We start from the raw sequence: 24980 nt of genomic DNA, 5'->3' as shown, positions 1-24980 counted from the left end.
GCCCGGAATCGGCGACCCCTGATCATCCGCGTCCGACGGCGAGCGCGGCGGGTCGGGGCGCCTCCGGCTCATCGCTGACCCGGCCGAGCGCCCAGAGCAGGCCGGCCTGCACCACGGCCGCCAGGTGGCCCAACTCGTGCACGGCGGCGGTGGTCGAGGCGGCGATGTCCACCAGGCTGGTGCCGGCCAGGCAGACCGCCAGCACCAGGGCCACCGGCAGGAACGCCCGGGCCCGCTCCGGCCGCCAGGCGGCGAGCGCGAAGCCGACCGCGAGGGCCGCGTCGAAGGAGGCCATCTCCCGGCTGGTGTGCGGGTCCGCGTCGACGCCCAGCCCGGCCAGCAGGATCGGCAGCGCGATGGCGAACTGCGCCGCCGCGGCCACCGCCACGGCCACCCGGAGCACCTGGCGCCGGGCCCGCCCGGCGGCCGCGGCACCGGCCCGCGCCGCCGCCCGGTCCGTGGCGACGGCGGCCAGCACCTGGGCGGTCAAATCGGGTACGTCCACCGGCTGCAGCCGGGTGAGCCGGGTCACCCGCTCGGCGTGGGTCAGCCAGGAGCGGCAGCCCGGGCAGGACCCGGTGTGCGCCTCCAGGGCCGCCGCCGGGGCCTGCGGGTCCTCCCCGTCCAGCCGCGCCGACAGCGCCAGGCGAACCTCGTCGCACGTCATGAGCGGGTAGTCGGCGGGCGGGCGGGAAAAGTTCCCGACGTGGGCCGGACCACGGAAAGGGCCGAAGGACCCTGCCCGACCCCGGTACGCCGCGTAACCTCGTCTGTCGTGATCCCCGCCCCGCGCGACAGCTCCGCCAGCCACCGTGCGGCGGGGCCCGACGCTGCGCCGGACCCGGCCACGCACTGGGCGCTGGCCGCCCGCGACGGGGACCCGGCCGCCCAGGCCGCCTTCGTCCGCGCCACCCAGGCCGAGGTGTGGCGCTTCGCCGCCGCCCTGGTCGACGTGGACAGCGCCGACGATCTGACCCAGGAGACCTACCTGCGCGCGTTCCGGGCGCTGCCCGGGTTCGAGGGACGGTCCACCGCGCGTACCTGGCTGCTCGGCATCGCCCGGCGGGCCTGCGCCGACCACCTGCGCACGGTGGTCCGCCGGCGGCGGCTCGACGAGCGGCTCGGCGCGCACGCGGCCACTGAGCGGCCGTACCCCGACCCCGCCGGGCAGCTCGGCGCCGCCGACCTGATCCGCCGGCTGCCCGCCGAACGGCGCGGCGCGTTCGTGCTCACCCAGCTGCTCGGCCTGTCATACGCCGAGGCCGCCGCCGTGGAGGGGGTGCCGGTGGGCACCATCCGGTCCCGCGTCGCCCGGGCCCGCAGCGAGCTGGTCGCCGCCGTCGGCGACGCGCTGGCCGGATGATGGCGGAACTTTTCTCGGATCCGGGGCGACCAATGACCGTGACTGCACCGAGCACCCGGGCCATCCAGTGGCCCGCCGTCCGGCCCTGGCTCGGCGCCGCCGTCCGGCTCGGGCTGGCCGCCGTCTGGTTGTTCGCCGGCGCCACCAAGGTCGGCGACCTGGCCGCCTCCGGCCGCGCGGTCAACGCCTACCAGGTCATGCCGTACGAGGTGGCCGCCGTGATCGGCGCCGCGCTGCCCTTCGTGGAGCTGGCGCTCGGCGTACTCCTGCTCGTCGGGCTGGCCAGCCGCCTGGTCGCCGGCGTCTCCACGGCGCTGCTGGTGGTCTTCATCACCGGCATCGCCTCGGCCTGGGCGCGCGGCCTCGCCATCGACTGCGGGTGCTTCGGCAGCGGCGGCCAACTCGCCGCCGGGCAGGCCCCGAGCTACCTCCCGGAGATCCTCCGGGACCTGGGATTCCTGGTCATGGCCGGATTCCTGCTGATCTGGCCCCGCACCCCGTTCTCGGTGGACGGCTGGCTGGCGGGCGCGGCACCCGAGGAGGGCGAGGATGAGTAGTCGGAAGGGCCAGAAGAAGGCGGCCCAGGTGGTCCGCGCGCAGATCGCCCGGGAGAAGCGGCGCACCCGCACGATCATCACGTCGATCGCCGCGGTGGTGGTGCTGGTGATCGCCGGGCTGATCGGCTGGGCCGTCTACTCCAGCCAGCAGTCGAAGACCTTCACCGCCCCACCCGGCGCCAACGCCGGCGGCACCGGCATCCTCGACGGGAACGGCCCCGTCACCATCGACCTGTACGAGGACTACCTCTGCCCGGTCTGCAAGCAGTTCCAGCAGGTCAACGGGGCGACCATCGACGAGTTGGTCAGGGACCACAAGGTGCGGGTGATCTTCCACCCGGTGGCCTTCCTGAACCGCTTCTCCACCACCCAGTACTCCACCCGCGCCTCGGCCGCCGCCGGCTGCGCCGCCAAGGGCTCGAGGTTCAAGGAGTTCACCAACGAGCTCTTCGCCAAGCAGCCGCCGGAGGGCAGCGCCGGGCTGAGCGACGCCGAGCTGATCGACATCGGCGCGGGCGTCGGGCTGGACCGGGACGACTTCGGGGCGTGCGTCAACAACGGCACGTTCAAGGCGTGGACCGCACACGTCACGGACGACGCCAGCAAGTCGGGCGTCACCGGCACCCCGACCATCAAGGTCAACGGCAAGGAGCTCACGGACAAGAGCCCCGAGGGGATCAAGGCAGCGGTGGCGGCGGCCGGCAAGTGAGCCTCCTACCGCTGCGCCGGGCGGCGGTGGTGCTCACCGCCGCCCTCGCCGCACTCCTCGCCCTCGCCGCCCCGGCCGCCGCGCACGGGGCGGACGCCCCCGACGGCACCAACTACCGGGCCGCGGTGATCGAGCTCAGCCCCGCCCCGCCCGGACTCACCGCCCGGATGGTCGAGGCGAGCGCCCGGCTCGAGCTGACCAACCACACCGGGCGGGACGTCGAGGTGATCGGCTACTCCGGCGAGCCGTACCTGCGGATCGGGCCGGGCGGGGTGTACGAGAACACCCGCTCCCCCGCCACCTACCTGAACCGGACCATCGCCGGCGACACCCAGCTCCCCCCGCAGGCCGACCCGGCGGCGACGCCGACCTGGCAGCGGATCTCCGCCGGGCCGACGGCCCGCTGGCACGACCAGCGCACGCTCTGGCTGGAGTCGGCGCCGCCGCCGCAGGTCACCGCCGACCCGGCCCGGGAGCAGCAGGTCCGCGCCTGGGTGGTGCCGCTGCGCACCGGCGACCAGCCCATTGAGGTACGCGGCACGCTGGACTGGGTGCCGCCGCCGGACGCCTACCCGTGGTGGGTGGCCGCCACGCTCGGCTTCCTGCTGATCGGCGCGGCCGGGCTGATCCCCGCCGGCTCGACGGCCGGTACGCGCGCGTTGCGCGCGGCGGGCGCGCTGCTCGCCGCCGGCGGGCTGGCCACGGTCGCGCTCACCGTCGGCCGGGCGCTGGACGCCGGGGCCGCCGGCGTCGGCGGGGTGCTGCTCGAGCTGGTCAGCGGGCAGGTGTGGACGCTGCTCACCGGGCTCGGCGCGCTCGCCGCCGGCGGATACGCGCTGGCTCGCCGGGAGGCCGCCGACTTCGCGCTCGCCCTGGCCGGGGCCTGCCTGGCCCTCTTCGCCGGGGTGGCGAACCTGGCCGTGCTGTCCCGCTCGGTGGTGCCGGTGCTGTGGCCGGCGGGCCTGGCCCGGGTGCTGGTGACGCTGATCCTGGCCACCGGGGCGGGTGCGGTCGCCGCCGGCGTTCTGCGCCTGCACGCCGCCTCCCGCGCCGCCATCCCCCGGCCCCGCCCCGACACGGATCCTCATGGGGCTGCCCGGAGCGGGAGCGGGAGGACGGGTCAGGCGGGGCGGGCGGCGGTGCGGGGGTCGAAGCCGTAGGGAAGCTCGAGGCGGTGGGCCGCCAGCAGGGCGTCGTCGGTGAGGATCTCGGGCGTGGGGGCGTCAGCGACGATCCGGCCGGCGTCCAGGATCACCGCACGGTCGCAGAGTTCCGCCGCGTACGGCAGGTCGTGGGTGACCATCAGCAGGGTCACCGGCAGCGCACGCAGGATCTCCGCCAGCTCCCGCCGGGCGGCCGGGTCGAGGTTGGACGACGGCTCGTCGAGGACCAGGATCTCCGGGTGCATGGCGAGCACGGTGGCCACCGCCACCCGGCGGCGCTGCCCGAACGAGAGGTGGTGCGGCGCCCGGTCCCGGTGCTCGCTCATCCCCACAGCGGCCAGGGCCTCGTCGACCCGGGCAGCCAGCTCCGCCCCGCGCAGCCCCAGGTTGGCGGGCCCGAACGCGACGTCCTCGGCGACGGTGGGCAGGAACAGCTGATCGTCCGGGTCCTGGAAGACGATGCCCACCCGGCGGCGGATCTCGGCGAGGGTGTCCCGGTCCCGGCCCACCGTCAGGCCGCCGACGCCGACCGTCCCCTCCGTCGCGGTGAGGATGCCGTTGAGGTGCAGCACCAGCGTGGTCTTGCCGGCGCCGTTCGGCCCGAGCAGCGCCACCCGCTCCCCGCGCGGCACGGTCAGATCCACCCCGTGCAGGGCGACGTGGCCGTCCGGGTACGCGTACCGGACGCCGCGTACGTCCAGCGAGGGAGGTGTCTGCACGTGCCCGATCATCTCAGGACGACCGCGACGGCGGCGATGGTGGCCGCGGCCAACGGCACCGTCGCGGCGGCCACCCACTGCCCGGCGGTGGCCGCGCCGGCGCCCTGCCACACCGCCGGCATCCGCCCTGTGTAGCCACGGGAGACCATCGCCAGGTAGACCCGCTCGCCGCGTTCGAAGGCGCGCAGGAAGAGCGCGCCCACCCCGGCGGCGAAACCCCGGAGCTGCCAGAGGAACCGCGGATCGTCGCCCCGGGACACCCGGGCCACCCGCATCCGCCGGGCCTCGCCCACCAGCACGTCCAGGTAACGCAGCATGAACGTGGCGATCTGGGTGAGGATCTGCGGGCAGCGCAGCCGGTCCAGGCCGACGATCAGGTCACGCGTCGTCGTGGTCGCCGCCAGCAACAGCGACGCGAGTACGCCGAGCGTGCCCTTGGCCAGGATGTTCCACGCGCCGTGCAGCCCGTCGACGGACAGGCTCAGCCCGGCCACCTCGACCCGCTCCCCGGTGCCGAGGAACGGCAGCGCGAACGCGAAGAGCACGAACGGCAGCTCGATCAGCGCCCGGCTGAGCAGCCAGCGCGGCCCGACCCGGGCCAACGCCGCCACGGCGGCGACCAGCAGGGCGTAGGCGCCGAAAGCCCAGTACGCCTCCCGGGGCGTGGCGACCACCGCGACGGTGAAGAGCACCATCGCGGCGATCTTCACCTCCGGCGCGAGGCGGTGCACCGGTGAGGCGGACTCGCGGTAGAGCACGTGCACGTGCCCGGCACCCATGACGGCGGGTCCCTCAGCGGGTGCCGGCGGGTCGCGCGCCGGCGTCCCGTGCCGCCGACCCGGTCGGGGCGCCACCGGCCGGATCGGTCGGGACGCCGTTGGCCGGGCCGGTCGGGGCGCCGTTGGCCGGATCGGTGGGGGCGCCGTTGGCCGGGCCGCGGCGGCGGGCCAGCCAGAACAGGCCGCCGCCCAGGGCGAAGGTGAGCAGCACGCCGAGCACGCCGGAGATGCCGGTCGAGAGGAACCCGTTGCCGACGCCCCGGACGCCGTAGTCGGCCAACGGGCTGTCGGCCAGCTCGTGGTCCTTGGCCTGCTGGGCCGGGCAGCTCCCGCCGGTGATCTCGTCCTCGGCGTTCACCGTGCAGCCCTTCAGCAGCGACGAGTCGAGCCCGTCCGGGTGCGACGAGGCGTAGTTGCTGACCACGCCGGCGAGCAGCAGGGCGACCAGCAGGCCGCCGAGGATGAAGGGCCAGGGACGCTTGCTCATCGGACACCTCCGGCGGCCGGGACGGCGGGAGCCGGCACAGCCGGCTTGCGGGCGCGCAGCGCGTACACCAGATCGGGACGGACCTTCGCGACGGTGACCACCGTGGTCGCGGTGATCAGGCCCTCGCCGATGCCGATCAGCAGGTGGACGCCGGCCATCGTGCCGGCCAGGCCGGCGAGGTTGCCGCCCAGGTCGGCGGTGCCGCCCAGCCAGTACTGCAGGACGAAGCCCTGGCTGGCGACCACCACGCTGACCAGCGCGGCGACGAAGGCGGTGACGCCGAGACCGGCCGTGGTGCGCGGCAGCACCCGCAGCAGCAGCGCGATCAGCAGGTACGCGGCGGCGGTGCCGAGGATCGCCATGTTGGTGATGTTGAGGCCGAGCATGGCCACCCCGCCGTCGCCGAAGACCAGCGCCTGCACGACAAGGACCACGGCCACGCAGAGCGCCCCGACCCACGGCCCGACCAGCAGCGCGGCGAGGGCGCCACCGAGCAGGTGGCCACTGACGCCGGCGGTAAAGATCGGGAAGTTGAGCATCTGCACGGCGAAGATGAACGCGGCCACCAGGCCCGCCATCGGGGCCAGCCGGTCGTCGAGGTCGCGGCGCCCGCGCAGCACGCAGAAGGCGAGCACGGCGAGCGCGAACGCGGCGAAGATCGCGGCGACGGGACCGTCGATGATCCCGTTCGAGATGTGCATCGCCAGTGTGTCCACTCGACCTCCCCGGACGCGGCGGGAGGATCCACGCCGACACGGGCAGCTTATTTGCGACGGCCCGTTGTTGCCAATCCCTTGCAACAAGCCATGGTGATCATCACGCCACCGCGCGTCGCCACCGTCCCGGTCCGGCCATGCGGCGGTATCGTCTGCGCCATGACCGACCGCCTCAGCCCCGGCGACCCCGCCCCCGAATTCACCCTCCCCACCGACAGCGGCGGAAGCCTCGCCCTGGCCGACCTGCGCGGCCGCAAGGTCATCCTGTACGCGTACCCGGCCGCCATGACGCCCGGCTGCACCAAGCAGGCGTGCGACTTCCGCGACTCGCTCGCCTCGCTCCAGGCCGCCGGCTTCGAGGTGGTGGGCATCTCCCCGGACAAGCCCGAGAAGCTGGCGAAGTTCCGCGACCGGGACGCCATCACCTTCCCGCTGGTCGCCGACACCGACAAGGCCGTGCTGACCGCGTACGGCGCGTACGGCGAGAAGCAGCTGTACGGCAAGACGGTGACCGGGGTGATCCGCTCGACCTTCGTCATCGACGAGGACGGGAAGATCGAGCGGGCGCTCTACAACGTCAAGGCCACCGGGCACGTCGCCAAGCTCCGCCGGGACCTCGGCCTGGACTGAACCTGTCGTCCCGGGCCGCACCGTCCACGGCATTCCCAGGTTGCGCCGGGCTCGTCATCGGGCTTGCTCGACGCTCCAGTTAGACTCTCGAATGCGGGCGGGAGTGGTGGAATTGGCCAGACACGCAGGATTTAGGTTCCTGTGTCCGTGAGGACGTGGGGGTTCGAGTCCCCTCTCCCGCACCACCCGGCTCCCCGGGCCGGCAGAGGCTGACCCGGGGAGCGCGGCATCAGCTCCGCCATCGCGCGGCAGCTGTCGTGAGGATCACGATGGCGGGCGACCGTGCGCGCTGCCGGGCCACGATGGCGGGCGTGAACCTGCGCTTCGTCCTCGACCCCGAACTCACCCCCGAGCTGCGCGAGCAGATTGTCGCGCTCTGGGTGGACGTCACCAACGCCGGCGGCGCGGTCGGCTTCGTCGCCCCGGTGACGGCGGCCGAGGTCCGGCCCCTCGCCGAGGAGACCTTCGCGGGTCTGGCCGACGGGCCGGACCGGCTGCTGGTGGGCTACGCGGCGGACCGTCTCGTCGGCATCCTGATCATCTCCGACAACCGGTTCCACCTGAAGACGCACTGGCGGGTGCTCAAGCGGGTGATGGTGCATCCCGACACCCAGGGCCAGGGGTACGGCGCGGCGCTGATGCGCGAGGCCGAGCGGATCGGCCGGGAGCTGGGCCTGGCGGCGCTGCACGTGACGGTGCGGGACGGCCTGGGTCTGGGCGCGTTCTACGGCCGGCTCGGCTACCGGGAGGTGGGGCGGCTCCCCGCCGCGCTGCGCCTCGTCCCCGGCGACGACCGGGACGAGGTCTTGATGTGGCTCGACCTGGGCACCGCAGCGGGTTGACCGTTCCGGCAGTGCCGGCAGCCGCAGCGGGCGGTCGATGCTGCCGGAGCTCTGGCGGCCCGGACAAACGGGCCAGGCGAGAGCCAAGACGCGACCATCACCAGGCGACGCCGATCCCGTCGCCGGGGTACCAGTGCCGGGCCGGGGTCTCCCGGTATGCGAGGAACCGGCGACCGGTGCGTTCGGCGTGCTGGGCGAGGACGTTGGTGATCGTGGCGTTGTCGGTGAGCAGCATCGCCGCGGGGGCGAGTTGCGGCTCGATCGCGTCGAACTCGCGCTGCTCGTGCCCCCGGCTGTGGTCGCTGTCGTGCAGGAAGAGGTCGACCGGCCGGTCCAGTGCGCTGATGGAGGCGATGGAGTCGCCGATGACGAGGTCGACCACGTCGGCCCACGGGGTGGCTTTGGCGAGGTAGCCGGCCTCGGGGTTGATGTCGAGCGAGGTGAGCCGGCCGGGGTGCCCTTCGGCGGTGTTGCGCAGCAGGGCGGCGGCCAGGACGCAGCTGCCGAGGCCCTTGTCCACGCCGGTCTCGACGACGTGGGCGGGTTTGCGGGCGCGGACAATGGCGTACCAGCCGATCCGGCGGGCGTAGCGGACCTGCCGGTCGGCCAGGCCGCGGCGGGACGCGGTGGCGGTGGCCGTCTCGATGTGCCCGCGCAGCTTGTCGTCGCCTTCGAGTTCGGCGAACCAGCCGCGCACCTGCCCGACCGGGACGTCGCACACGACGCTGACAAACCAGGCGAGGTGGTGCTGGCTCAGGGTGGTCAGGTCGTACGTGTAGTTGTGATGCTCGCGGGAGGTGAGCAGCCAGCGGGCGGAGGCGCGCAGCACCTTGCCGTCGTGCCGGGCGACCTTGGCCAGGCGGGTCGGGAAGGCGGCGACCGGGGCCAGCCGGGTGCGGGCGATGGCCCGACGGAGCTTCGTTGCGTCCACCTGTGCGGTTGTATCAGGTCGGGGCAGTGGCTGGCGAGGAAAGTTTCCACGTGCATGACTGGGTGTCCGGACCGGACCGACCGGACGAGGGTCCCCGCGCCGAACGGTGACTCAGTAGCATCGCGCACATGTCACATCGCCAGCAGATCGTCGACGCCGACACCCAATTCTTCGGTTCCCCGGTGGAACATGACGGCGTGGAGCAGCCGCCCGCCCCGGCCCCGCGTCGGCGCCGTGGGCGGCGGATCGTCCTGACCGTGCTGCTCGTGCTGGTCGTGCTCGCCGGCGGTGGCATGATCGCAGGCGGCCTGTACTACCGCTCCATCGACTCCTCCATCGAGCGGGTCGACGCCTTCGACGATGTGCCCGAAGAGTCCCGCCCGCAGGTCGTGGCGAAGGGCGCGATGAACATCATGATGCTGGGCAGCGACTCCCGCGACCCGGAGAACTCCGGGGGCTCCCGGAGCGACACGATCATCCTGGCCCACCTGCCAGCGGACCGGTCGAGCGCCCAACTCATCTCGATCCCGCGCGACACCTGGGTGCCGGTGCCGCGGTCGAAGGAGGGCCGGGGCGGCCGGGAGGCCAAGATCAACGCGGCGTACGCCTGGGGCGGTGTGCCGCTCATGGTGCAGACGGTCGAGCAGTTCACGGGCGTCCGCATCGACCATGTGACGATGGTCGACTTCTCCGGCTTCAAGGAGATCGTCGACGCCCTGGGCGGCATCGAGATCGACGTCGATCAGAACTTCACCTCGAAACACTCGCTCAATCCCGACGGCCGCCGCGAGTTCGTCAAGGGCCGGCAGACCATGGACGGCGCCACCGCGCTGGACTACGCGCGGGAGCGGTACGCCTTCGCCAACGGTGACTTCACCCGAATCAAGCACCAGCAGCAGGTCATCAAGGCGATCCTCGACAAGGCGGCCTCCGGCGGCACGCTGAGCAGCCCCACCAAGCTGAACTCGTTTGTGAAGGCCACGGCCAGCTCGGTGGCGGTGGACAAGTCACTGTCCCTCGTGGACCTGGCGATGGAGCTGCGCGGCCTGCGGAGCGGCAACCTCGGGTTCTACACCTGCCCCACCAAGGGGACCGGCCGGGTCGGCAGCGAGAGCGTGGTGTTCGCGGACACGGCGAGGGCCAAGACACTCTTCGACGCGGTCCGGCGCGACTCGGTCCCGGAGATTCTCTCCGCCGGAAAGTAGGATCTCGATCTGTCCTGCCGGCTCTGGTGGTGGGACTGACCTCCTCATATGCTGCGATCGCCCGGGACCTGCATCATGCAGGCTCCGGGCGTTTCACGGGGAGGAACGACCATGTCAGGGTACTCGGCGACGAGGGATCCAGCTGCGGGCATGACGCCGCTCGAGGAAGCATCGCGGCAGAGCGTGGCGTCGCCGCCCGACGTGGCGGTCGACGCGGAGACACTCGCGGCACTTCCTGTCGTGCAGCGGCCCGAGGAGCCCGCGGTCACCGATGCGGCGCGCGTCGGTCTGGACACGACCGCAGTGCTGCCATACGCCAGTTCCCGGGCCTCGAAGCGCACGCGCTCGCTCCGGGCCTGGATGATGGCGGCTCCGTTCGACGTGGTCGCGCTACTCGCCCCGCTGCTCGTGACCCAGAACTACTGGCGCGGGACCCTGGTCAATGCCGGCCTCACGATTGCCCTCTTCACGGCTGGCGGGCTCTACCGGGCCCGTCGGCACATCAGCATCCTGGACGAACTGCCGAGCCTCTGCGGGCGGCTGCTGGCCTCCGCTGCGGTGGTGGGCATCATCGCGGCCGAGCGCCACGATTCGGTGCCGTACGTGAGCGGATTCATGCAGGACGTCGCCCTCTCCGCCGGGCTGGTGATCGTCGGCCGGGCGTTCAACCGGAGTTTCATCCTCCTCGCCCGCAAGCGCCGGTGGGTGGAGCACAACGCCATCATCATCGGTAGCGGTCCGATCGGCGTGGAAATCGCCCGGCTGCTCCGCCGCTATCCCCAGTACGGCCTGCGGTTCGTCGGCTGTGTCGACGCTCCGTCGCGGCAGGGCACCGGGGCGGTCCCGCTGCTCGGCACCCTCGACGACCTCGAACACCTCACGAGGCTGCTCGAATGCGACGTACTCGTCATCGCCGACCCTGACTGCCTCGAGTCCACCCTCATGGAGACCCTGCTCCGACCCCGCAGCTCACGCTGCGATCTCTGGGCGGTGCCGCGCCTCTGGGGTTCCCGCTCCCAGGGTGGCTACCCCGACCACATCGGGGCGATCCCGATCGTCAAGATCGGTGACACTACGCTCTCCGGCCCGCGGTGGGCCGTCAAGCGCGCCTCAGACATGCTCTTCGCCGCGGTGGCGTTGATCCTGCTGAGCCCGGTGCTCCTGCTCTGTGCCACTGCCACCTTCGTCGACGGGGGTCGCGGCATCTTCTTTTACCAGGAACGGATCGGCCGGTACGGCAAGCCGTTCAAGGTGATCAAGTTCCGGTCGATGCGCCCGGTGGACGAGCACGAGTCGCAGACGAACTGGTCCATCGCGCACGACCGGCGGGTCGGGCCCATCGGGCGGATCATGCGCCGTACGTCGCTGGACGAACTGCCCCAGCTCTGGAACATCCTGCGTGGGGAGATGAGCGTGGTCGGGCCGCGGCCGGAACGGCCGTACTTCGTCGAGAAGTTCTCGGCCGAGTACCCCCACTACGCGATGCGCCACCGGGTCCCCGTCGGGCTCACCGGGCTCGCACAGGTCAGTGGCCTCCGGGGCGACACGCCGATCTCCGACCGGGCGAGGTTCGACAACTACTACATCGAGAACTGGTCGCTCTGGCTCGACATCAAGATCGTGCTGCGTACCCTCGCGGAGGTGTTCCGGGCGGGCGGCCGGTGACTCGTCGCCCGCCGACCCCTCAGTAGGCGGGGAGCAGCGGCAGATGCCTCGTCCGGTAACCACCGCCCACATAACGATCGGGATCGGCGCCGAGCACTGACGCCATGACCGTGCCGAAGACGTCCCGGAAGTCCATCGTGGCCTTCAGGTCGCCATCGTCGAGGTCGGTGAGGCTCGGCTGCTCGCCGTAGAACCCGCCGGCCACAGCCGGCCCTAGGACGAACACGGGTCCCGCCGTGCCGTGGTCGGTGCCCTGCGAGGCGTTGCCGCGCACCCGCCTGCCGAACTCGCTGTAGACCACCACGGTCACCTGGCGTCCCGCCTCGGTCCGTGCCATGCGGGCCACGAACGCCGACAACGCGCGGTCGAGTCGGGTGAGCAGGCTCTCGTGCCCGGCCCGTTCCATCGCGTGCGTGTCGAAGCCGTCAAGGCTCACCGAGTAGACCCGGGTGGGCACACCGGCCTCGATACAGTGAGTCACAAGCGCCAATTGGGTTTCGAGAACGCGACGACCACCGGGGGCAGTCGTCAGCAGCTCTTCCTCCTCCGGGCTCGACGTGTGGCTCTGCCGTTCGTCGGCTCCGTGTACCAGACGCTCCACCTTGAGTAGGTCGGCGAATGCGCGGGCCGCGCGGGCCTGCAGCTCCGGTTCTCCGGGCTCAACGCGGCCCAGGGCCGCGACCGCGTCGACGGTGATGCCCGGAGGTAGCTCGAGCCCGCTGACGCTCACGCAGGATCCCGCCCTGGTCTCCCCGGCGAGCACCGGGGGTAGCACCGGCTCGAAGCTGACCGCGGCCTCCGGCGCGGCCTTCGTGCCGTCGAGCCACCGGCCCACCCAGCCGGTCGTCACGGGCTCAGCCGGGGAGGCAGTCTGCCAGATGTCCATGGACCGGAAATGGCTGCGGTCCGGCCTCGGGTAGCCGACGCCCCGGACGATCGCCAGCCGCTTCTCGTCCCACAACTGCTTCATGCCCCGCATGACCGGGTTCAGCCCCAGCGTGTCGTCCAGGTGCAGCACCTTCTCGGCGTCGTACGCCAGGGTGGGCCGTGCCTTGTGGTAAGCGGGGTCCGTGTAGGGGATGACGGTGTTCAGCCCGTCGTTGCCACCGTAGAGCGTCACCAGGACGAGCTTCTTTTCCGGGGCCGCGGAGGTGTCCGGCCCGGCGCTCCGTAGTAGCTCGGCAAGTCCCAGCCCACCGGCACCCGCCGCGAGCGCGGCGCCCGCAGCGACTCCCGAGGCGAGCAGGAACCGACGTCGAGTCAGCGCATCCATCGTCATGTCACCAGGTACTCCGGGCTCACCAATCCCAGGGTCAACAACTGCCGCCGGTCCTTCACACCCCGCAGCACGGCGTACGTCCGATTCGTCCACTGGTCGACGCCGAACAGGTATGCCAGGCTCTCCGGGGTCAACTGCTCGACCGGCGCATGTTCGGCGATCCGGCCGGCGAGGCGCATCCGAACCTGGGCCGAGGCGGACGTCAGCCAGGCACCACCAGAGGGCCAGCCGCCCACGTTGGGCGGAGCGAATGGCAGTTGCCCCAGGCTCTCCAGGTCTTGCAGGATGGCGGCGCGGGTCTTCGCGGAAAGCTGGGACAGCCGCAGCCCCAGTTGCCGCAGGGCACCCACGAGCCACTCGACCGGCTGCTTCACCACGGTGCCGGCCGTCGCCTGAAACGCCTCGTCCGCAAAGAGCACCCGCAGCATGGCCATCGGCGCGGGGAATTCCCGGACCATTTTCTCCTGCAGCGCCTTCGGAATCGGCTCCACGGACGAGCCGTACCGGAACCAGAGGCGGGAGGCGATGAATCGCGGACAAGCGCCCTGGCTCAGCAGGAGGTCAGTCAGACTCGCTGCGGTGAAGTTCCCTGTCCGGCCCAGGATGGTCTTGGCACCCGAGTCGTGGTCCTGCGGGTTGAAGACCGACCGGCCGAGGGTGAGGCTGAAGCGCCAGCCGGTGAGCGCTCGCCCTGCCTCCTTGACGTCCTTCTCCGTGTAGTGGCCGAGCCCGAGGACGAACAGCTCGCACAGCTCGCGGGCCAGATTCTCGTTGGGCGCCTGTCGCGTGTTGAGGTGGCCGTCCAGGTAGAGGTTCAACGCGGCGTCGATGACCATCTGCCGGGCCATCACCGTGAAATCGGGGGCGTCACGGAGGGCCCGGTGCTGGTTGAGCATGAGCTGGGGGCTGCGTACCTTCTTGACCGACGTGGCCCAGTGCCCATGCCAGAAGAAGACCAGCTTCTCGACGGCCACGTGGCTGGCCACCGTCATCCGGTGCAACCACCATTGGGTGATCTCCGCGGTCTGCACCACTCGCAGGTCCTCCAGCCGGACCTTCTCCTCGTAGGTCAGGTCGCGCTTGCCCGCGTACACGTCGGGACCGATGTCCGGGATAGGCGCGTCCGCCGCGCCGATGTCCGGCCCGGGCGGCGCGGTCAGCCCGGCGAGCGCCGCGACATAGCCGGCCCGGCGGGCGGCGGCGAGCTCGGCTGCGGTCGGGCCGAATCCGGCACGCCGCAGCAGCAGGCCGACGCTCTCGCTCATGACAACAACCTAGACGACAGCGTCCGGTCAGGACAGGCCGGTGCCGGACGGGACGGGTGTCGGTTGTGGACGGCGGCGGGCCGGCAACGCGACGAGGACGAGCGAGTAGACGACCATGCCGATGGATGAGGCGACCAGATAGCCGGGTGCCCCGAACTCGACTGCCAGGAGCGGCGCGGCGAGCATCGTCAGGCCGAGCATGACATAGCGGGCACGCAGGAGCAGGTCGAACTCGCCCCGGATGAACCGGCTCAGCGAGCAACCGTAGGAGAATCCGAGCGCCGTCTTCTCCAGCCCGGCCGCAAGCAGGACCGACCCCACAGGGATGAAGGACAGCGCGGGGACGAATCCGTGCCCGGCGAGCACCGCCACCCCGAGAACGGCCGAACCGGCGGCCATGAGCGCCAGCGCCAGCAGTCCATCGCGCAGGTCCTGCCGTCGGGTCGTACTGACGTCTGCCTTGCGCTGGTAAACGAGCATCCGGCGGAACGTGATCGACACGAACGCCAACGGCGCGAACAGCTGCTGAGTGATACGGATCACCCCGAGCGTGGCAGCGTCGACGACGAAAGCGGTGACCTGGATGGCGAGCACCGGGGTGAGACCGACGAGCAGGGCGTCCAGGGAGGCGGCGCCCATCACGCCCCGCCGCGACCGCACCCAGCTGGGCAATCCGGTGAAGAGCGCCCGGCGCTCGGGTCGACCGGCGGCGACCAGGAAGAACACGGCATTCACGACGGCCCAGGACAGGCAGATGGCCAGCGGTGCGCGGATCGCGGCGAAGACGCCCATCAGGACCAGTTGCGCAGCCAGCCACGCGGCCGTCTCCAGGAAGACCGCTCGGGCGGCACCGGCCGCTACGCCGGCGGCCCGACCGATGTCGAGCGCCAGCGCGAATGGGATGCCGGCCGCGTAGGCGACGGCCAGCTCAATCGACCCGCCGGACACGGCGAGCGCCGAGGCCACCGCCAGTACGGCGCCGGCAAGCCCGCCGGTGAAAGCGGCGGCCACGGAGCGCTGACAGTCCGTCCGCGCGGCCATCCGCTCGGCGTGCGACTCGCTGAGCAACGTCGCCTCGGCGAGGGTTCGCTGCAGTACGCCGCAGGTCAGTTGGAAGACGAGCATCGCGGGCGCAGTGGCGCCGACCGCGGACAGGTCACCGGCGTAGCCCAGGGCCAGGCTGAAGATCAGGCTGGTACCCATGAGGGCCAGTTGCCCGAGGGTCAGGGCTGGCCTGGCCCAGTTCCGCCCGCTGGTACGCGGCAGAGTACTCGTTGCCGTCACGGCCGACCCCCGGCGGTCGCCTGATACGGAGCGGGCCCTACCCGTTGGGTCGCGGCGACGACGGCCTGTGTCAACGGCATCGCGGTGGCGCCGACCGCCGGTGCGACGGCACGCGACGGGCCGTTCAGCAGGTTATTCAGTGCGACTGCGGCTGCCTCCGGGTCCTGGAAGTCCGCGAACGCGTAGGCACCGCCGGAGACGGCGGCCGCCTCGGGCAGGCCGCCGAGCGGCGAGACCAGCATCGGTTTCCCGGTCCGCCCGATCTCGACCGCGACCCGGCCGAACGGCTCCATCCAGCGGGACGGGATCAGGACGACGTCCACCGAGTTGCAGAACTCGTCGACTCCCATCCGGCCGGGCAGCTGCAGCTCGACCCCCTCCGACCGGGCCAGCTCGGCCAGCGTCCGTGTGTAGTCGGGCTGCCCCTCACCGGCGACCAGCACCCGCACCGCCAGCCTCGTGTTCCGCTGATGAGCGCTGGCGGTGCGGATGGCGGCCTCGATGCCCTTCACCGGGTCGATCCGGCCGAGGTATCCGACGACGAGCTGAGTCTCGTCGATGCGCCGCGCCGGCCGTACCGGTTCCGTCGGACCGATCAGCGGGTAGCCGACCAGGCTCGACTCCTGAGTGGTCAGGCCCGAGGCGATGAGCTCCTCGCGGACGAAGCCGGAGACGCAGACGCTCACCGCGTCGGACGGGGTGGCACTGCGCATGATCCGCGCCTTGACCTGGCACTCGCCGCACACTGTCGCGCAGATACGTGAATCCTTGAGCCGGGACCGGCGCCAGCAGGTATCGCTGAGGTCGTGGAATACCCGGACGTACCGCAGCCTGTGCGCCTTCACCCAGCGGGGCAGCCAGGGACCGGTACGGGAGATGTTGGTGGCGACGACGACGTCGGGCCGGAACGCCCCGATCCGGCGGGTCAGGCGCGACGCGACGAGGGGCAGCAGCCAGGCGGTCAGGAGCTCCAGCCCGCGCCGGATCCGGGTGTCCGCGTGCTGCCGCCGGGCGAAGGGTCGCCGGACGGCATGCACGGTGAGCGGACCGTCGGCGTACGTGTTGTCGACGGTGGCCGGCACGAAGACCGCCACCTCGGCGAAGTCGGCCAACTCCCGCGTCGCGGCCCGAGCGGACCGCTCCGCGCCGCCGACCTCGTCCGGCCACCACCAGTCCGCCAGGATGGCGACCCTGGGGCGTGGTTCAGTCATTTGCGCCATCTCCTCTGGCCTGGCGGCTGCGCCGGCCGGCGAGTCGTTGTCCACCGATAGAGGCGGTCGGGTGAGCCGCCAGCCCGGGTCAGGCAGGGCCAGCACGCCCACGACGAGCACCGCGAACGCGGCACCGACGAACGGAATCTGCGCGCCGAGCGGGCCGCGCAGCAGGCCGATCTGGAAGGCGGCGAAGGTGATCGTGAGGGCGGCCCCGAGTCCGTCCGGCCTGGCTGTCAAGGCGTGGTCGAGTCGCCGGGCGAGCCGGCCGTAGAAGAAGAACAGCACCACGACGCCGACGAAGGCGAACTCCAGATACACCTCGGCCCAGAACGGCAGGGCCAGGTTCTGGAACTCGTAGCCCCTGCTGGCCGCCACCGCGTTGCCCGCCGGGATCGCCTTCCCCTCCCACCAGGATCGGGGCACCCAGAACAACAGCGCCGAAATGAGGTGGTGGCCCCAGGTGTGGCCGTGTACCCGGGCGTAATAGACCGCGTTGACCGTCTGCTGGAAGCCGTCGAAGTCCCAGGTGTAGTACGCATCCAAGCCCAACCGGAGGTTGCCGCGCGACCGCTCGTTGCGGAACATGTTCGCCAGCGGATAGAGCACGGCGAGGCCGGTGAGCATGCCGAGCGAAAACAGATTCCGCCAGCGCTGCCGCTCGAACCGAACGATCGCCAGGCCAGCTGCGAGCATCACCCCGAAGGCGGTGAACCGGTTGGCAGACAGGGGGTTGTTATAGATCACATTGAGGAGCACCGCCACGGCGGTGGCGCCCAGCAGGATCCACCCCGCTCGTGGGCCGGCGAAGTTCCGGGTCCGCCAGCAGACCAGGCACAGCACGAGGGCGACCGCGGCGACCGCGGCCGGGAAGGTGCTGAGCAGTCCGAGCAGCGCCAGGTCCTGCCGGCTCTTCAGGCCCGCCTCGGCGATGGCGCGCTGAAGGTCGTCGCGGCTGGTGAACCGGACGGCCAGCCCGCCGGTCATCGGCAGGCAGACGACCGCCAGGACGGCGGCGGTCCCGGTGACAGCCAGCGCCTTCTCGATAGTGATCCGGGTACGCGGCGAGGTGCGCGGCCGGGGTGCCGGCAGGCGGCGGGTGTTGCCCACCCAGTAGGCCACGACCGCGAACAGGAGGATGACCTGCGCGCTGACGTAGTACTGGTCGAGCGGCAGGTCGGGCCAGGGCAGGCGCCGATCGCGGATCTGCAGCAGGGGCGCGAAGCCGACCCACACCGTGACGAACGCCCAGAACGTCACGGCGACCGGGGTGAAGGCCCCCGACCGCGTGGTCTGGTAAAGCGCCGCCAGGCTCACCGCCACCACGACGAGGCCGAGCACACCGGCGACGGTTGGCCGGGGAAGCACCGTGCTGACCGCGAGTAGTGCGATGACCAGCAACCCGACCGCCGCGAGCACCGTACGGACGGACGGCCGCCGCAGGCGTGTGGTGGGTGTGGGCACAGCGGGCTCAGTAGGTCTCATCGGCGACCCACGCGGCCACGTTCGCGCGGAACACGTCGGCGGAGAACCGGGCGGCCTGCGCGCTGACCCGGTCGCGGTCCAGGCCGTCGAGCTGGCGCAGCATGGCGGCGTAATCCCCCGGGTCGTCGGAGTCGACCAGGAATCCGGTCTCCCCGTCGACGACGGTCTCCAGCACTCCGCCGCGGCGCAGCCCCAGCACCGGGGTGCCGCAGGCCATCGCTTCCACAGGGATGATGCCGAAGTCCTCGTGCGTGGGGAAGAGCAGGCACCTCGCCCCCCAATACAGCTCGCGGAGCCGGTCCCGGGACGGCTGCCGCTCGAAAGTGACCGGGACGCCGACCCGTGCCGCCTGTCGGCGCAGGGCCTCCTCCTCCGGCCCTGACCCCGCGATCACCAGCGGCAGCCGGGCGGCATCGGCGATCTCGATCATCAAGTCGAACTTCTTGTACGGGATCCAGCGCCCGACTCCGAGCAGGTAGCCACGGTCCTGCCGGCGCTGCTCGGCCGGGGCATCGGTGAAGTAGTCCACGTCGACCGGTGGGTGGATGATGCGGGCATCACGCTTCCAGAACCGCTGGATCCGTGCCTGCACCTCACGGGAGTTGGCCGCGTAGCTGTTCACGTGCCGGCTCAGGCGGACGTCGGCGCCTTGCAGCACGCGCCGTGGCACGGTCAGCATTCCGTTCGAGCCCCGGCCGTCAAAGTCGGGACTCCACAGGTAACGAGCCGGCGAGTGGATGTAGCTCAGGTAGCGCGCGTCCGGGGAGGACCGAAACTTGACGGTGTGTGCGAAGGCGTGGCTCGACGAGATGACCACGTCGAACCGCTCGCGGGTCAGGGTCCGCCAGGTCAACGGCATGACCGGCAGCGCCAGCGCCTTCGACCGCCGCAGCGGCGTCCGGGCGAGCCACGACTCCTCGAAGTCGAGGCCGCGTCGTGCGTCGCGATCGCGCCACAACACGAACCCCTTCGCGTCCGGCAGCACCTCACGGATGGCCAGGAAGACGTTCTCCGAGCCGCCCGTGGCGCCGAACCACTCGTGCACCAGGGCGACCGACCGGCCGGCCAGCAACGGTCCGCCCGCACTCCCGCTGGCAGGATCACCTGCAGCGACGCCGAATTCACTGCTGATCATGTCGCCTATCCCATCATTTGCAACTGGTTGTCGAGCCGCGCAGTCAGTCTCCGCGCGGATGGCGCCCAAGGAGTGTTTCGTCTTGGTCGCTGCTGCGTGATCAGCAGCACCGGTCCTCCAGCGACGATGCGGCCCGCGCATCCGCCTCGCCCGCCTGCGGCAGGGACAGCACCACCGTGTCCTCCAGCGACGACGATGCCCGCGGATCCGCCCCGCCCGCCTGCGGCAGGGACAGCACCACCGTGTCCTCCAGCGACGACGAAGCCCGCGCATCCGCCCCGCCCGCCTGCGGCAGGGACAGCACCACCGTGTCCTCCAGCGACGACGGTGCCGGTGGGGCCGACGAGGCCGGCAGGCCGCTCCGCTCCGCTGGGATGAGGGCCGGCTGTGCTCGCTGCTCCGCGTCGTCGCCCGGGCACACGGTGCCCGCCGCTGCCGTTGGCACCGCACCGCCGAGTCGCCGCTGCACGAGAGCTGTCGTGCCGATGATCAGTGCCCCACCGACGGCGGACAGCAGGTACAGCCACCAGTTCGCCGCATTCTCCGCGACGTTCCCGTCGAGCTTCAGCCGCTCCTGTGCCCGCTCCCGGTATGCCTGGGCCGCGGCGTGCATGGGGTCCAGCCTCAGTACGACGTCGAACCGGTCGATCGCCTGGGAGTACTGCCCAGCGAAGTAGCCGTTCAGCGCCGACCGGAAGGCGTGGTCGACCTCGCTGAGCCGAGCGTCGACACCGCTCTGGTCGAGGAGCCGGCTGATGTAGTCAGTCTTGATCAAGTCGCGGATCGGTTCGTCGTCAGCGGAACTGTCGGTGTCCAGGAGCCCGACGAGGCGGCCCTGCGCGTCTACGACCGGGCCGCCACGAGAGTCGGGGCCGATCTGGCTGTCCACGCCGATACGGTTCGTCCCGGTGCGCCCGGTGACCTCCACCGTCCTGCTCCGGAGGACGTAGGTGGCCGGGTCGTCGGCCTTCGTGTCGAGCGCGTAGCCCAGGATGTCCAGTGACGACCCGGTGTGCAGGTCGGGAGCGGGTGCCAGCTCGATGGCCGGTAGCCTGGTGCGCAGCTTCACCAACGCCACGTTGCCGGCGACCGGCGACAACGCCTTCACGACGACGCCGGTAACGGCCGGGGCCGAGGTGGCCCCAGATTTCGCAGGGCTCGACTGGCCCATCAGGCGCAGCGCCGGTGCCGCTCGGCGTCTCGGCCCGGTGAAGGTGGACGAGTCCTTGAGGCCGGCGACGAAGGTGTCCAGCTGGTTTGCTGGCAACTCGTTCTGCTCCACCTCGGTGCGGCCGAGCCGATACAGCGCGCTGACGAGCAGTACCTCCTGACTCGGCTGCACGCAGACGGTGGTGCTCACCACGTAGCCGTCGGGGTTCACCGCCACTCCGCTGCACCGGCGCGTCACGACCACCGGCTCGGGGCGTACCAGGGCACCGGTCGCGGTGTTCCGGAGGTAGCCGGTATATGTCAGCTCGAGGAAGACGGTCGCCGGAGCCGCGACCGCGACTGCCGGTTCGTTCCGCGCGTACTTTGGCACGGCCGCAGCGGGGACGGCGGCAGCGCATCCGACCACGATGGTGGTGAGCAGGACGCTTGACCGACGCGCCAGGGCCGTACCAGAGGGCATGTGGAGCTCCGCGCAGCAATGAGGGGTGGAGGAGTCGGTTAGAAGATCAAGGTGCCGCGGAGATAGTTTGCGACCCTGCGCAGCTGGCCTATCCCGTCGACCGTGGAGGTCATCCGGAAGACGAGCTGACGGTCGACATGCCCGCTGCTTCCACCACGCCAGTACGCGACGAACACGAGGCCATACCGGCGTTCACCGTCGATCTGCAGGTCGCTGGAGTTGGCGTAGGAGACGAACACCCCGCCCCGCATCCACTGCAGGCCCCAGGCATCCTCGTTCTGGCGCATGCTGGTCCGTCGCTGCGGATCGCACGGCGCAGGGCAGTCCCGCACGATCAGCTCGCCGCCGATCTGCTGCTTCCCGTCTGACACACCACAGTGATACTTGGCGAACCCTTGCGCCCTACCGGCCGGCGCGCAGTCCCATCCCGTTGGCACCTTGAGCGTGAACCCCAGGCCCTCGAGGTCGGCGTAGGTCCGTACCGTATCCCCCGGGCCGAAGCTGGGCCAGTCATCAGGCCATTCGCCCGCGCGCGGCGGCTCGATGCCGGGCGACTGGGGCGACACGGCCGGCTCTGGCGCAAGAGAAGAGCCGGCGGAGGGCCCGGCCTCCGGCGCTCCAGGTGCACCCGACCGCGCCCACAAGAACGTGCCGGCGCCGGTGACCGCCATCACCAGGACCAGCGCCAGGACCAGGACCAGGACCCTGGCGCGGCGGCGCGGCGGCGCGGAGGGCGTGATCCGGCGGCCCGGCGAGGCGACCGGGTCGGGCGGCGGAACAGCGACGGACTGTGGATCCCCCGACTCCGGCGGGGACGACACCGGCTGAGACACCGCGGCGTGCATCGCCCACGGCAGGGGGACTCCGGAGGTGGGGCTCGACGCGCCAGAGGCCGGCACGCCAGAGACGGACTCTGGCGGTTCGGCGATGGTGCCGGTCTCGGGGATCAGGATCTCCGCCGCGGACTCCATCGGATGCAGGTCCATGCCAAGGTCCTGAAACAGGCGCTGCACCCCCATCCCTTCCTCCGACGGGTACGCCACCCACGGCTTCGCGGCGGTGAAATCGGCGCTGACGTAGCGCTGGCCTCCCTGAGCGAGCGCCATGGCGTTAGCGGCGGCGGCGAAGGCGTCCCGCCACGGCTGGTCCGCCGCCGCAGCGCCGTCGAGGATCGCCACCGTCACCAGGCGATCCTGTCCATCGACGGCCCACCACGCCGTGCCGACCTGGCAGACGCCGAGCGCTTCGGTGAACCTGTACGGACCGACCGGCTGCATGCCACAACTCCTCTGCTCATCCGCCGTGCGGATAGTACAGAGGCGACGCCCACGCCACTGCCCTCGGTCGCCTACGCGAAGGTTGCCGGAGGTTGCGTACTGAAAGTTTTTATGCATAGAGTCTCGTTATGAATGAAAGCGGTGCGGCACCCACCGACCGCCTGCTGGACCTCTTCCACGGCGTACGGCTCACCCCCACCCAGCGCCGGATCGCGCACTGCCTGGTGCAGCACGCGGGCGCGGCGGCGTACCTGTCCGCGGCGGAGGTCGCCGAGCTGGCCGGGGTCAGCCAGCCGTCGGTGACCCGGTTCGCCATGGCGCTCGGGCACGACGGCTACCCCGCGCTGCGCCGCCGGCTGCGGGAGCTGACCACCGGCGCCGCCGACCCGGCCGACGCCGGCAACGCCCTCCAGCGGGCGGTCCGCGCCGAGTTGGGCAACCTCGACCGGCTCGCCACCCAGCTCGCCGACGCCGGCCGGATCGCCGAGGTGGGGAAGCTGCTCGCGGCCAGCCGCCCGCTGCCGGTGCTCGGGCTGCGTGCCGCCGCGCCGCTGGCCGCGTACTTCGCGTACTTCGCCGCGAAGGTGCACCCGGACGTGCGGGTCCTCGACGACGGTGGCAGCCTCCTCGCCGACCGGCTCGAACAGGCCGCCGCCGCCGGGGCGACCGCGCTGCTCGCGTTCGTGCTGCCCCGCTACCCCCGGGAGACCCTGGACGCGCTGCGCGAGGCCCGGGACGCCGGGCTGACCGTCGTGGCGATCACCGACTCCCCGGTGAGCCCGGCCATCGACCACGCCGAGGTGGTGCTCCCCGCCGCCGTCGGCACCGACCTGGTCTTCGACCTGCACACCGCGCCGATGACCCTGGCCATGGTGGTGCTCCAGGCGATCTGCGACGCCACCCCGGCCGAGACCCAGGCCCGACTCGAGGCGTTCGAGTCGTCCGCCGCCCGCCGTCAGTTGTTCCTCGGCTGAGAGGAGTAGGAAATGCACCAGCAGGTCCGCGCCGCCCGCGGCACCGCACGCACCGCGAAGGGGTGGCCGCAGGAGGCCGCGCTGCGGATGCTGATGAACAACCTCGACCCGGACGTGGCCGAGCGCCCCGAGGACCTGGTGGTCTACGGCGGCACCGGCAAGGCCGCGCGGGACTGGCCGTCGTACCACGCGCTGGTCCGGACGCTCACCGAACTGCGCGACGACGAGACGATGCTGGTGCAGTCCGGCCGTCCGGTCGGCGTCATGCGCACCCACGAGTGGGCGCCCCGGGTGCTGCTGGCCAACTCGAACCTGGTCGGCGACTGGGCCACCTGGCCGGAGTTCCGCCGGCTGGAGCAGCTCGGCCTGACCATGTACGGGCAGATGACGGCCGGCTCCTGGATCTACATCGGCACCCAGGGCATCCTCCAGGGCACCTACGAGACGTTCGCCGCCGTCGCCGCCAAGCGCTTCAACGGAAGCCTCGCCGGCACGCTGACGCTGACCGCCGGCTGCGGCGGGATGGGCGGCGCGCAGCCCCTCGCGGTGACCATGAACGGTGGCGCCTGCCTGATCGTGGACGTGGACCGCAGCCGGCTGCAGCGCCGGGCGCACGACCGCTACCTGGACGAGATCGCCGACTCGCTGGACGACGCGGTCGAGCGGGTGCTCGCCGCGAAGCGGGACGGCCGGGCGCTCAGCGTCGGTGTGGTGGGCAACGCGGCCACCGTCTTCCCGGAGCTGCTGCGCCGGGGCGTCGCCATCGACATCGTCACCGACCAGACCAGCGCGCACGACCCGCTGTCGTACCTGCCGGAGGGGGTGGAGCTGGCCGACGCCCGCGACTACGCGGCGGCGAAGCCGGCCGAGTTCACCGACCGGGCCCGGGCGTCGATGGCGAAGCACGTCGAGGCGATGGTGGGGTTCCTCGACGCGGGTGCGGAGGTCTTCGACTACGGCAACTCGATCCGCGGCGAGGCGAAGCTCGGCGGCTACGAGCGGGCGTTCGACTTCCCCGGCTTCGTGCCGGCGTACATCCGGCCGCTGTTCTGCGAGGGCAAGGGCCCGTTCCGCTGGGCGGCGCTCTCCGGCGACCCGGCCGACATCGCGGCCACCGACCGGGCCATCCTCGACCTGTTCCCGGAGAACGAGTCCCTCGCCCGGTGGATCCGGATGGCCGGCGAGCGGATCGCCTTCCAGGGCCTGCCGGCACGGATCTGCTGGCTCGGCTACGGCGAGCGGGACAAGGCCGGGGTGCGGTTCAACGAGATGGTCGCCGCAGGCGAGCTGAGCGCGCCGGTGGTGATCGGCCGGGACCACCTGGACTGCGGCAGCGTGGCGAGTCCCTACCGGGAGACCGAGGCGATGGCCGACGGGTCCGACGCGATCGCCGACTGGCCGCTGCTCAACGCGCTGGTCAACACGGCCAGCGGGGCGTCCTGGGTGTCGATCCACCACGGTGGCGGGGTGGGCATCGGCCGGTCCATCCACGCCGGCCAGGTCTGCGTCGCCGACGGCAGCGCGCTGGCCGGGCAGAAGATCGAACGGGTGCTCACCAACGACCCGGCCATGGGCGTCATCCGGCACGTCGACGCCGGCTACGACGACGCCCGCGAGGTCGCCGCGCGCACCGGCGTCCGGGTGCCGATGGCGGAGGGTACGGCGTGAGCGCGA

At 71.8% G+C, this 24980-nt stretch carries 23 protein-coding genes and 1 tRNA gene; 11 read left to right on the top strand and 13 right to left on the bottom strand.

All coding sequences use genetic code 11. From position 1 onward, the window contains the following. Positions 1–22 precede the first annotated feature (22 nt). On the bottom strand, positions 23–667 hold the full coding sequence (locus ACFYM6_RS10240) for a zf-HC2 domain-containing protein (RefSeq protein ID WP_387274138.1): 645 nt from the start codon (positions 665–667) through the stop codon (positions 23–25). Positions 668–775: 108 nt separating this feature from the next. On the opposite strand from ACFYM6_RS10240, the gene ACFYM6_RS10235 reads away from it, so the two are divergent. Genes ACFYM6_RS10235 through ACFYM6_RS10220 form a run of 4 tightly spaced genes read left to right on the top strand, consistent with a single transcriptional unit; the run spans position 776 to position 3789 of the window. After that, positions 776–1363 (top strand): sigma-70 family RNA polymerase sigma factor, encoded by a 588-nt coding sequence (locus ACFYM6_RS10235; RefSeq protein ID WP_387274136.1) that lies wholly within the window; start codon positions 776–778, stop codon positions 1361–1363. Positions 1364–1395: 32 nt separating this feature from the next. Continuing rightward, a complete protein-coding gene (locus ACFYM6_RS10230) occupies positions 1396–1920 on the top strand; it encodes a MauE/DoxX family redox-associated membrane protein (RefSeq protein WP_387274134.1) in 525 nt (174 codons plus the stop codon). Continuing rightward, a complete protein-coding gene (locus ACFYM6_RS10225; RefSeq protein ID WP_073832395.1) occupies positions 1913–2629 on the top strand; it encodes a thioredoxin domain-containing protein in 717 nt (238 codons plus the stop codon). Before ACFYM6_RS10230 ends, ACFYM6_RS10225 begins: the two co-directional genes overlap by 8 nt. Continuing rightward, positions 2626–3789, top strand: a complete 1164-nt coding sequence (locus ACFYM6_RS10220; protein WP_387274132.1) for a hypothetical protein — start codon at positions 2626–2628, stop codon at positions 3787–3789. Before ACFYM6_RS10225 ends, ACFYM6_RS10220 begins: the two co-directional genes overlap by 4 nt. Here the strand turns inward: ACFYM6_RS10220 and ACFYM6_RS10215 are convergent. The 4 genes from ACFYM6_RS10215 to ACFYM6_RS10200 are packed head-to-tail and all read right to left on the bottom strand — an operon-like array spanning position 3750 to position 6493. Then, on the bottom strand, positions 3750–4523 hold the full coding sequence (locus tag ACFYM6_RS10215) for an energy-coupling factor ABC transporter ATP-binding protein (protein ID WP_387274130.1): 774 nt from the start codon (positions 4521–4523) through the stop codon (positions 3750–3752). The genes ACFYM6_RS10220 and ACFYM6_RS10215 overlap by 40 nt on opposite strands. Then, positions 4520–5290: a cobalt ECF transporter T component CbiQ gene (gene cbiQ, locus ACFYM6_RS10210; protein WP_357433977.1), complete on the bottom strand. Its 771-nt coding sequence runs from the start codon at positions 5288–5290 to the stop codon at positions 4520–4522. Before cbiQ ends, ACFYM6_RS10215 begins: the two co-directional genes overlap by 4 nt. A 13-nt stretch (positions 5291–5303) precedes the next feature. Next, positions 5304–5777, bottom strand: coding sequence for a PDGLE domain-containing protein (locus tag ACFYM6_RS10205; protein WP_387274128.1), 474 nt, complete (start codon positions 5775–5777; stop codon positions 5304–5306). Continuing rightward, the gene (locus ACFYM6_RS10200) at positions 5774–6493 is read right to left on the bottom strand and encodes an energy-coupling factor ABC transporter permease (RefSeq protein WP_387274126.1); all 720 of its coding nucleotides are present in this window, start codon (positions 6491–6493) and stop codon (positions 5774–5776) included. The genes ACFYM6_RS10205 and ACFYM6_RS10200 overlap by 4 nt, the downstream gene beginning before the upstream one ends. 159 nt (positions 6494–6652) lie before the next feature. Here ACFYM6_RS10200 and bcp point away from each other — a divergent pair, with 159 nt between their 5' ends. From bcp to ACFYM6_RS10185, 3 genes are all read left to right on the top strand, one after another. Then, entirely contained in the window at positions 6653–7123 is a 471-nt protein-coding gene (gene bcp / locus ACFYM6_RS10195; protein WP_387274125.1) for a thioredoxin-dependent thiol peroxidase, read from the top strand. A 97-nt stretch (positions 7124–7220) separates the two neighbouring features. Further along, positions 7221–7308 (top strand) — tRNA-Leu (locus ACFYM6_RS10190). 126 nt (positions 7309–7434) lie between these two features. After that, positions 7435–7965: a GNAT family N-acetyltransferase gene (locus ACFYM6_RS10185; protein WP_387274556.1), complete on the top strand. Its 531-nt coding sequence runs from the start codon at positions 7435–7437 to the stop codon at positions 7963–7965. 97 nt (positions 7966–8062) lie between these two features. On the opposite strand, the gene ACFYM6_RS10180 is transcribed toward ACFYM6_RS10185, so the two are convergent. Further along, a complete protein-coding gene (locus tag ACFYM6_RS10180) occupies positions 8063–8896 on the bottom strand; it encodes a class I SAM-dependent methyltransferase (RefSeq protein ID WP_387274123.1) in 834 nt (277 codons plus the stop codon). Positions 8897–9024: 128 nt separating this feature from the next. Here ACFYM6_RS10180 and ACFYM6_RS10175 point away from each other — a divergent pair, with 128 nt between their 5' ends. Both ACFYM6_RS10175 and ACFYM6_RS10170 read left to right on the top strand, forming a co-directional pair. Next, positions 9025–10101, top strand: a complete 1077-nt coding sequence (locus ACFYM6_RS10175) for an LCP family protein (protein ID WP_387274121.1) — start codon at positions 9025–9027, stop codon at positions 10099–10101. Positions 10102–10251: 150 nt separating this feature from the next. Beyond that, a complete protein-coding gene (locus ACFYM6_RS10170) occupies positions 10252–11766 on the top strand; it encodes a sugar transferase (protein ID WP_387274119.1) in 1515 nt (504 codons plus the stop codon). Positions 11767–11785: 19 nt separating this feature from the next. On the opposite strand, the gene ACFYM6_RS10165 is transcribed toward ACFYM6_RS10170, so the two are convergent. The 7 genes from ACFYM6_RS10165 to ACFYM6_RS10135 all read right to left on the bottom strand — a co-directional run bounded on the left by ACFYM6_RS10165 (position 11786) and on the right by ACFYM6_RS10135 (position 22332). Next, positions 11786–13045: a DUF1501 domain-containing protein gene (locus tag ACFYM6_RS10165; RefSeq protein ID WP_387274117.1), complete on the bottom strand. Its 1260-nt coding sequence runs from the start codon at positions 13043–13045 to the stop codon at positions 11786–11788. Beyond that, positions 13042–14310, bottom strand: a complete 1269-nt coding sequence (locus tag ACFYM6_RS10160) for a DUF1800 family protein (RefSeq protein ID WP_387274115.1) — start codon at positions 14308–14310, stop codon at positions 13042–13044. Before ACFYM6_RS10160 ends, ACFYM6_RS10165 begins: the two co-directional genes overlap by 4 nt. A gap of 27 nt (positions 14311–14337) precedes the next feature. Further along, positions 14338–15513 (bottom strand): hypothetical protein, encoded by a 1176-nt coding sequence (locus ACFYM6_RS10155; protein ID WP_387274113.1) that lies wholly within the window; start codon positions 15511–15513, stop codon positions 14338–14340. Positions 15514–15590: 77 nt separating this feature from the next. Continuing rightward, the gene (locus tag ACFYM6_RS10150; RefSeq protein ID WP_387274111.1) at positions 15591–18269 is read right to left on the bottom strand and encodes a glycosyltransferase; all 2679 of its coding nucleotides are present in this window, start codon (positions 18267–18269) and stop codon (positions 15591–15593) included. 7 nt (positions 18270–18276) lie between these two features. Next, on the bottom strand, positions 18277–19425 hold the full coding sequence (locus ACFYM6_RS10145) for a glycosyltransferase (RefSeq protein ID WP_387274109.1): 1149 nt from the start codon (positions 19423–19425) through the stop codon (positions 18277–18279). A gap of 100 nt (positions 19426–19525) precedes the next feature. Continuing rightward, on the bottom strand, positions 19526–21055 hold the full coding sequence (locus ACFYM6_RS10140; protein ID WP_387274107.1) for a serine protease: 1530 nt from the start codon (positions 21053–21055) through the stop codon (positions 19526–19528). Between the two features lie 38 nt (positions 21056–21093). Continuing rightward, entirely contained in the window at positions 21094–22332 is a 1239-nt protein-coding gene (locus ACFYM6_RS10135; protein ID WP_387274106.1) for a hypothetical protein, read from the bottom strand. 128 nt (positions 22333–22460) lie between these two features. Between ACFYM6_RS10135 and ACFYM6_RS10130 the strand changes: the two genes are divergently transcribed. Continuing rightward, positions 22461–23306 (top strand): MurR/RpiR family transcriptional regulator, encoded by an 846-nt coding sequence (locus tag ACFYM6_RS10130; RefSeq protein ID WP_387274105.1) that lies wholly within the window; start codon positions 22461–22463, stop codon positions 23304–23306. 12 nt (positions 23307–23318) lie between these two features. After that, on the top strand, positions 23319–24974 hold the full coding sequence (hutU, locus tag ACFYM6_RS10125; protein WP_387274103.1) for a urocanate hydratase: 1656 nt from the start codon (positions 23319–23321) through the stop codon (positions 24972–24974). The last annotated feature ends 6 nt before the right edge of the window (positions 24975–24980 follow it).

The organism is Micromonospora sp. NPDC006431 (assembly GCF_042870725.1).
GTDB lineage: Bacteria > Actinomycetota > Actinomycetes > Mycobacteriales > Micromonosporaceae > Micromonospora.
Note: the sequence above shows the minus strand (reverse complement) of the source record. Positions and strands in the feature narration are given on the sequence as shown.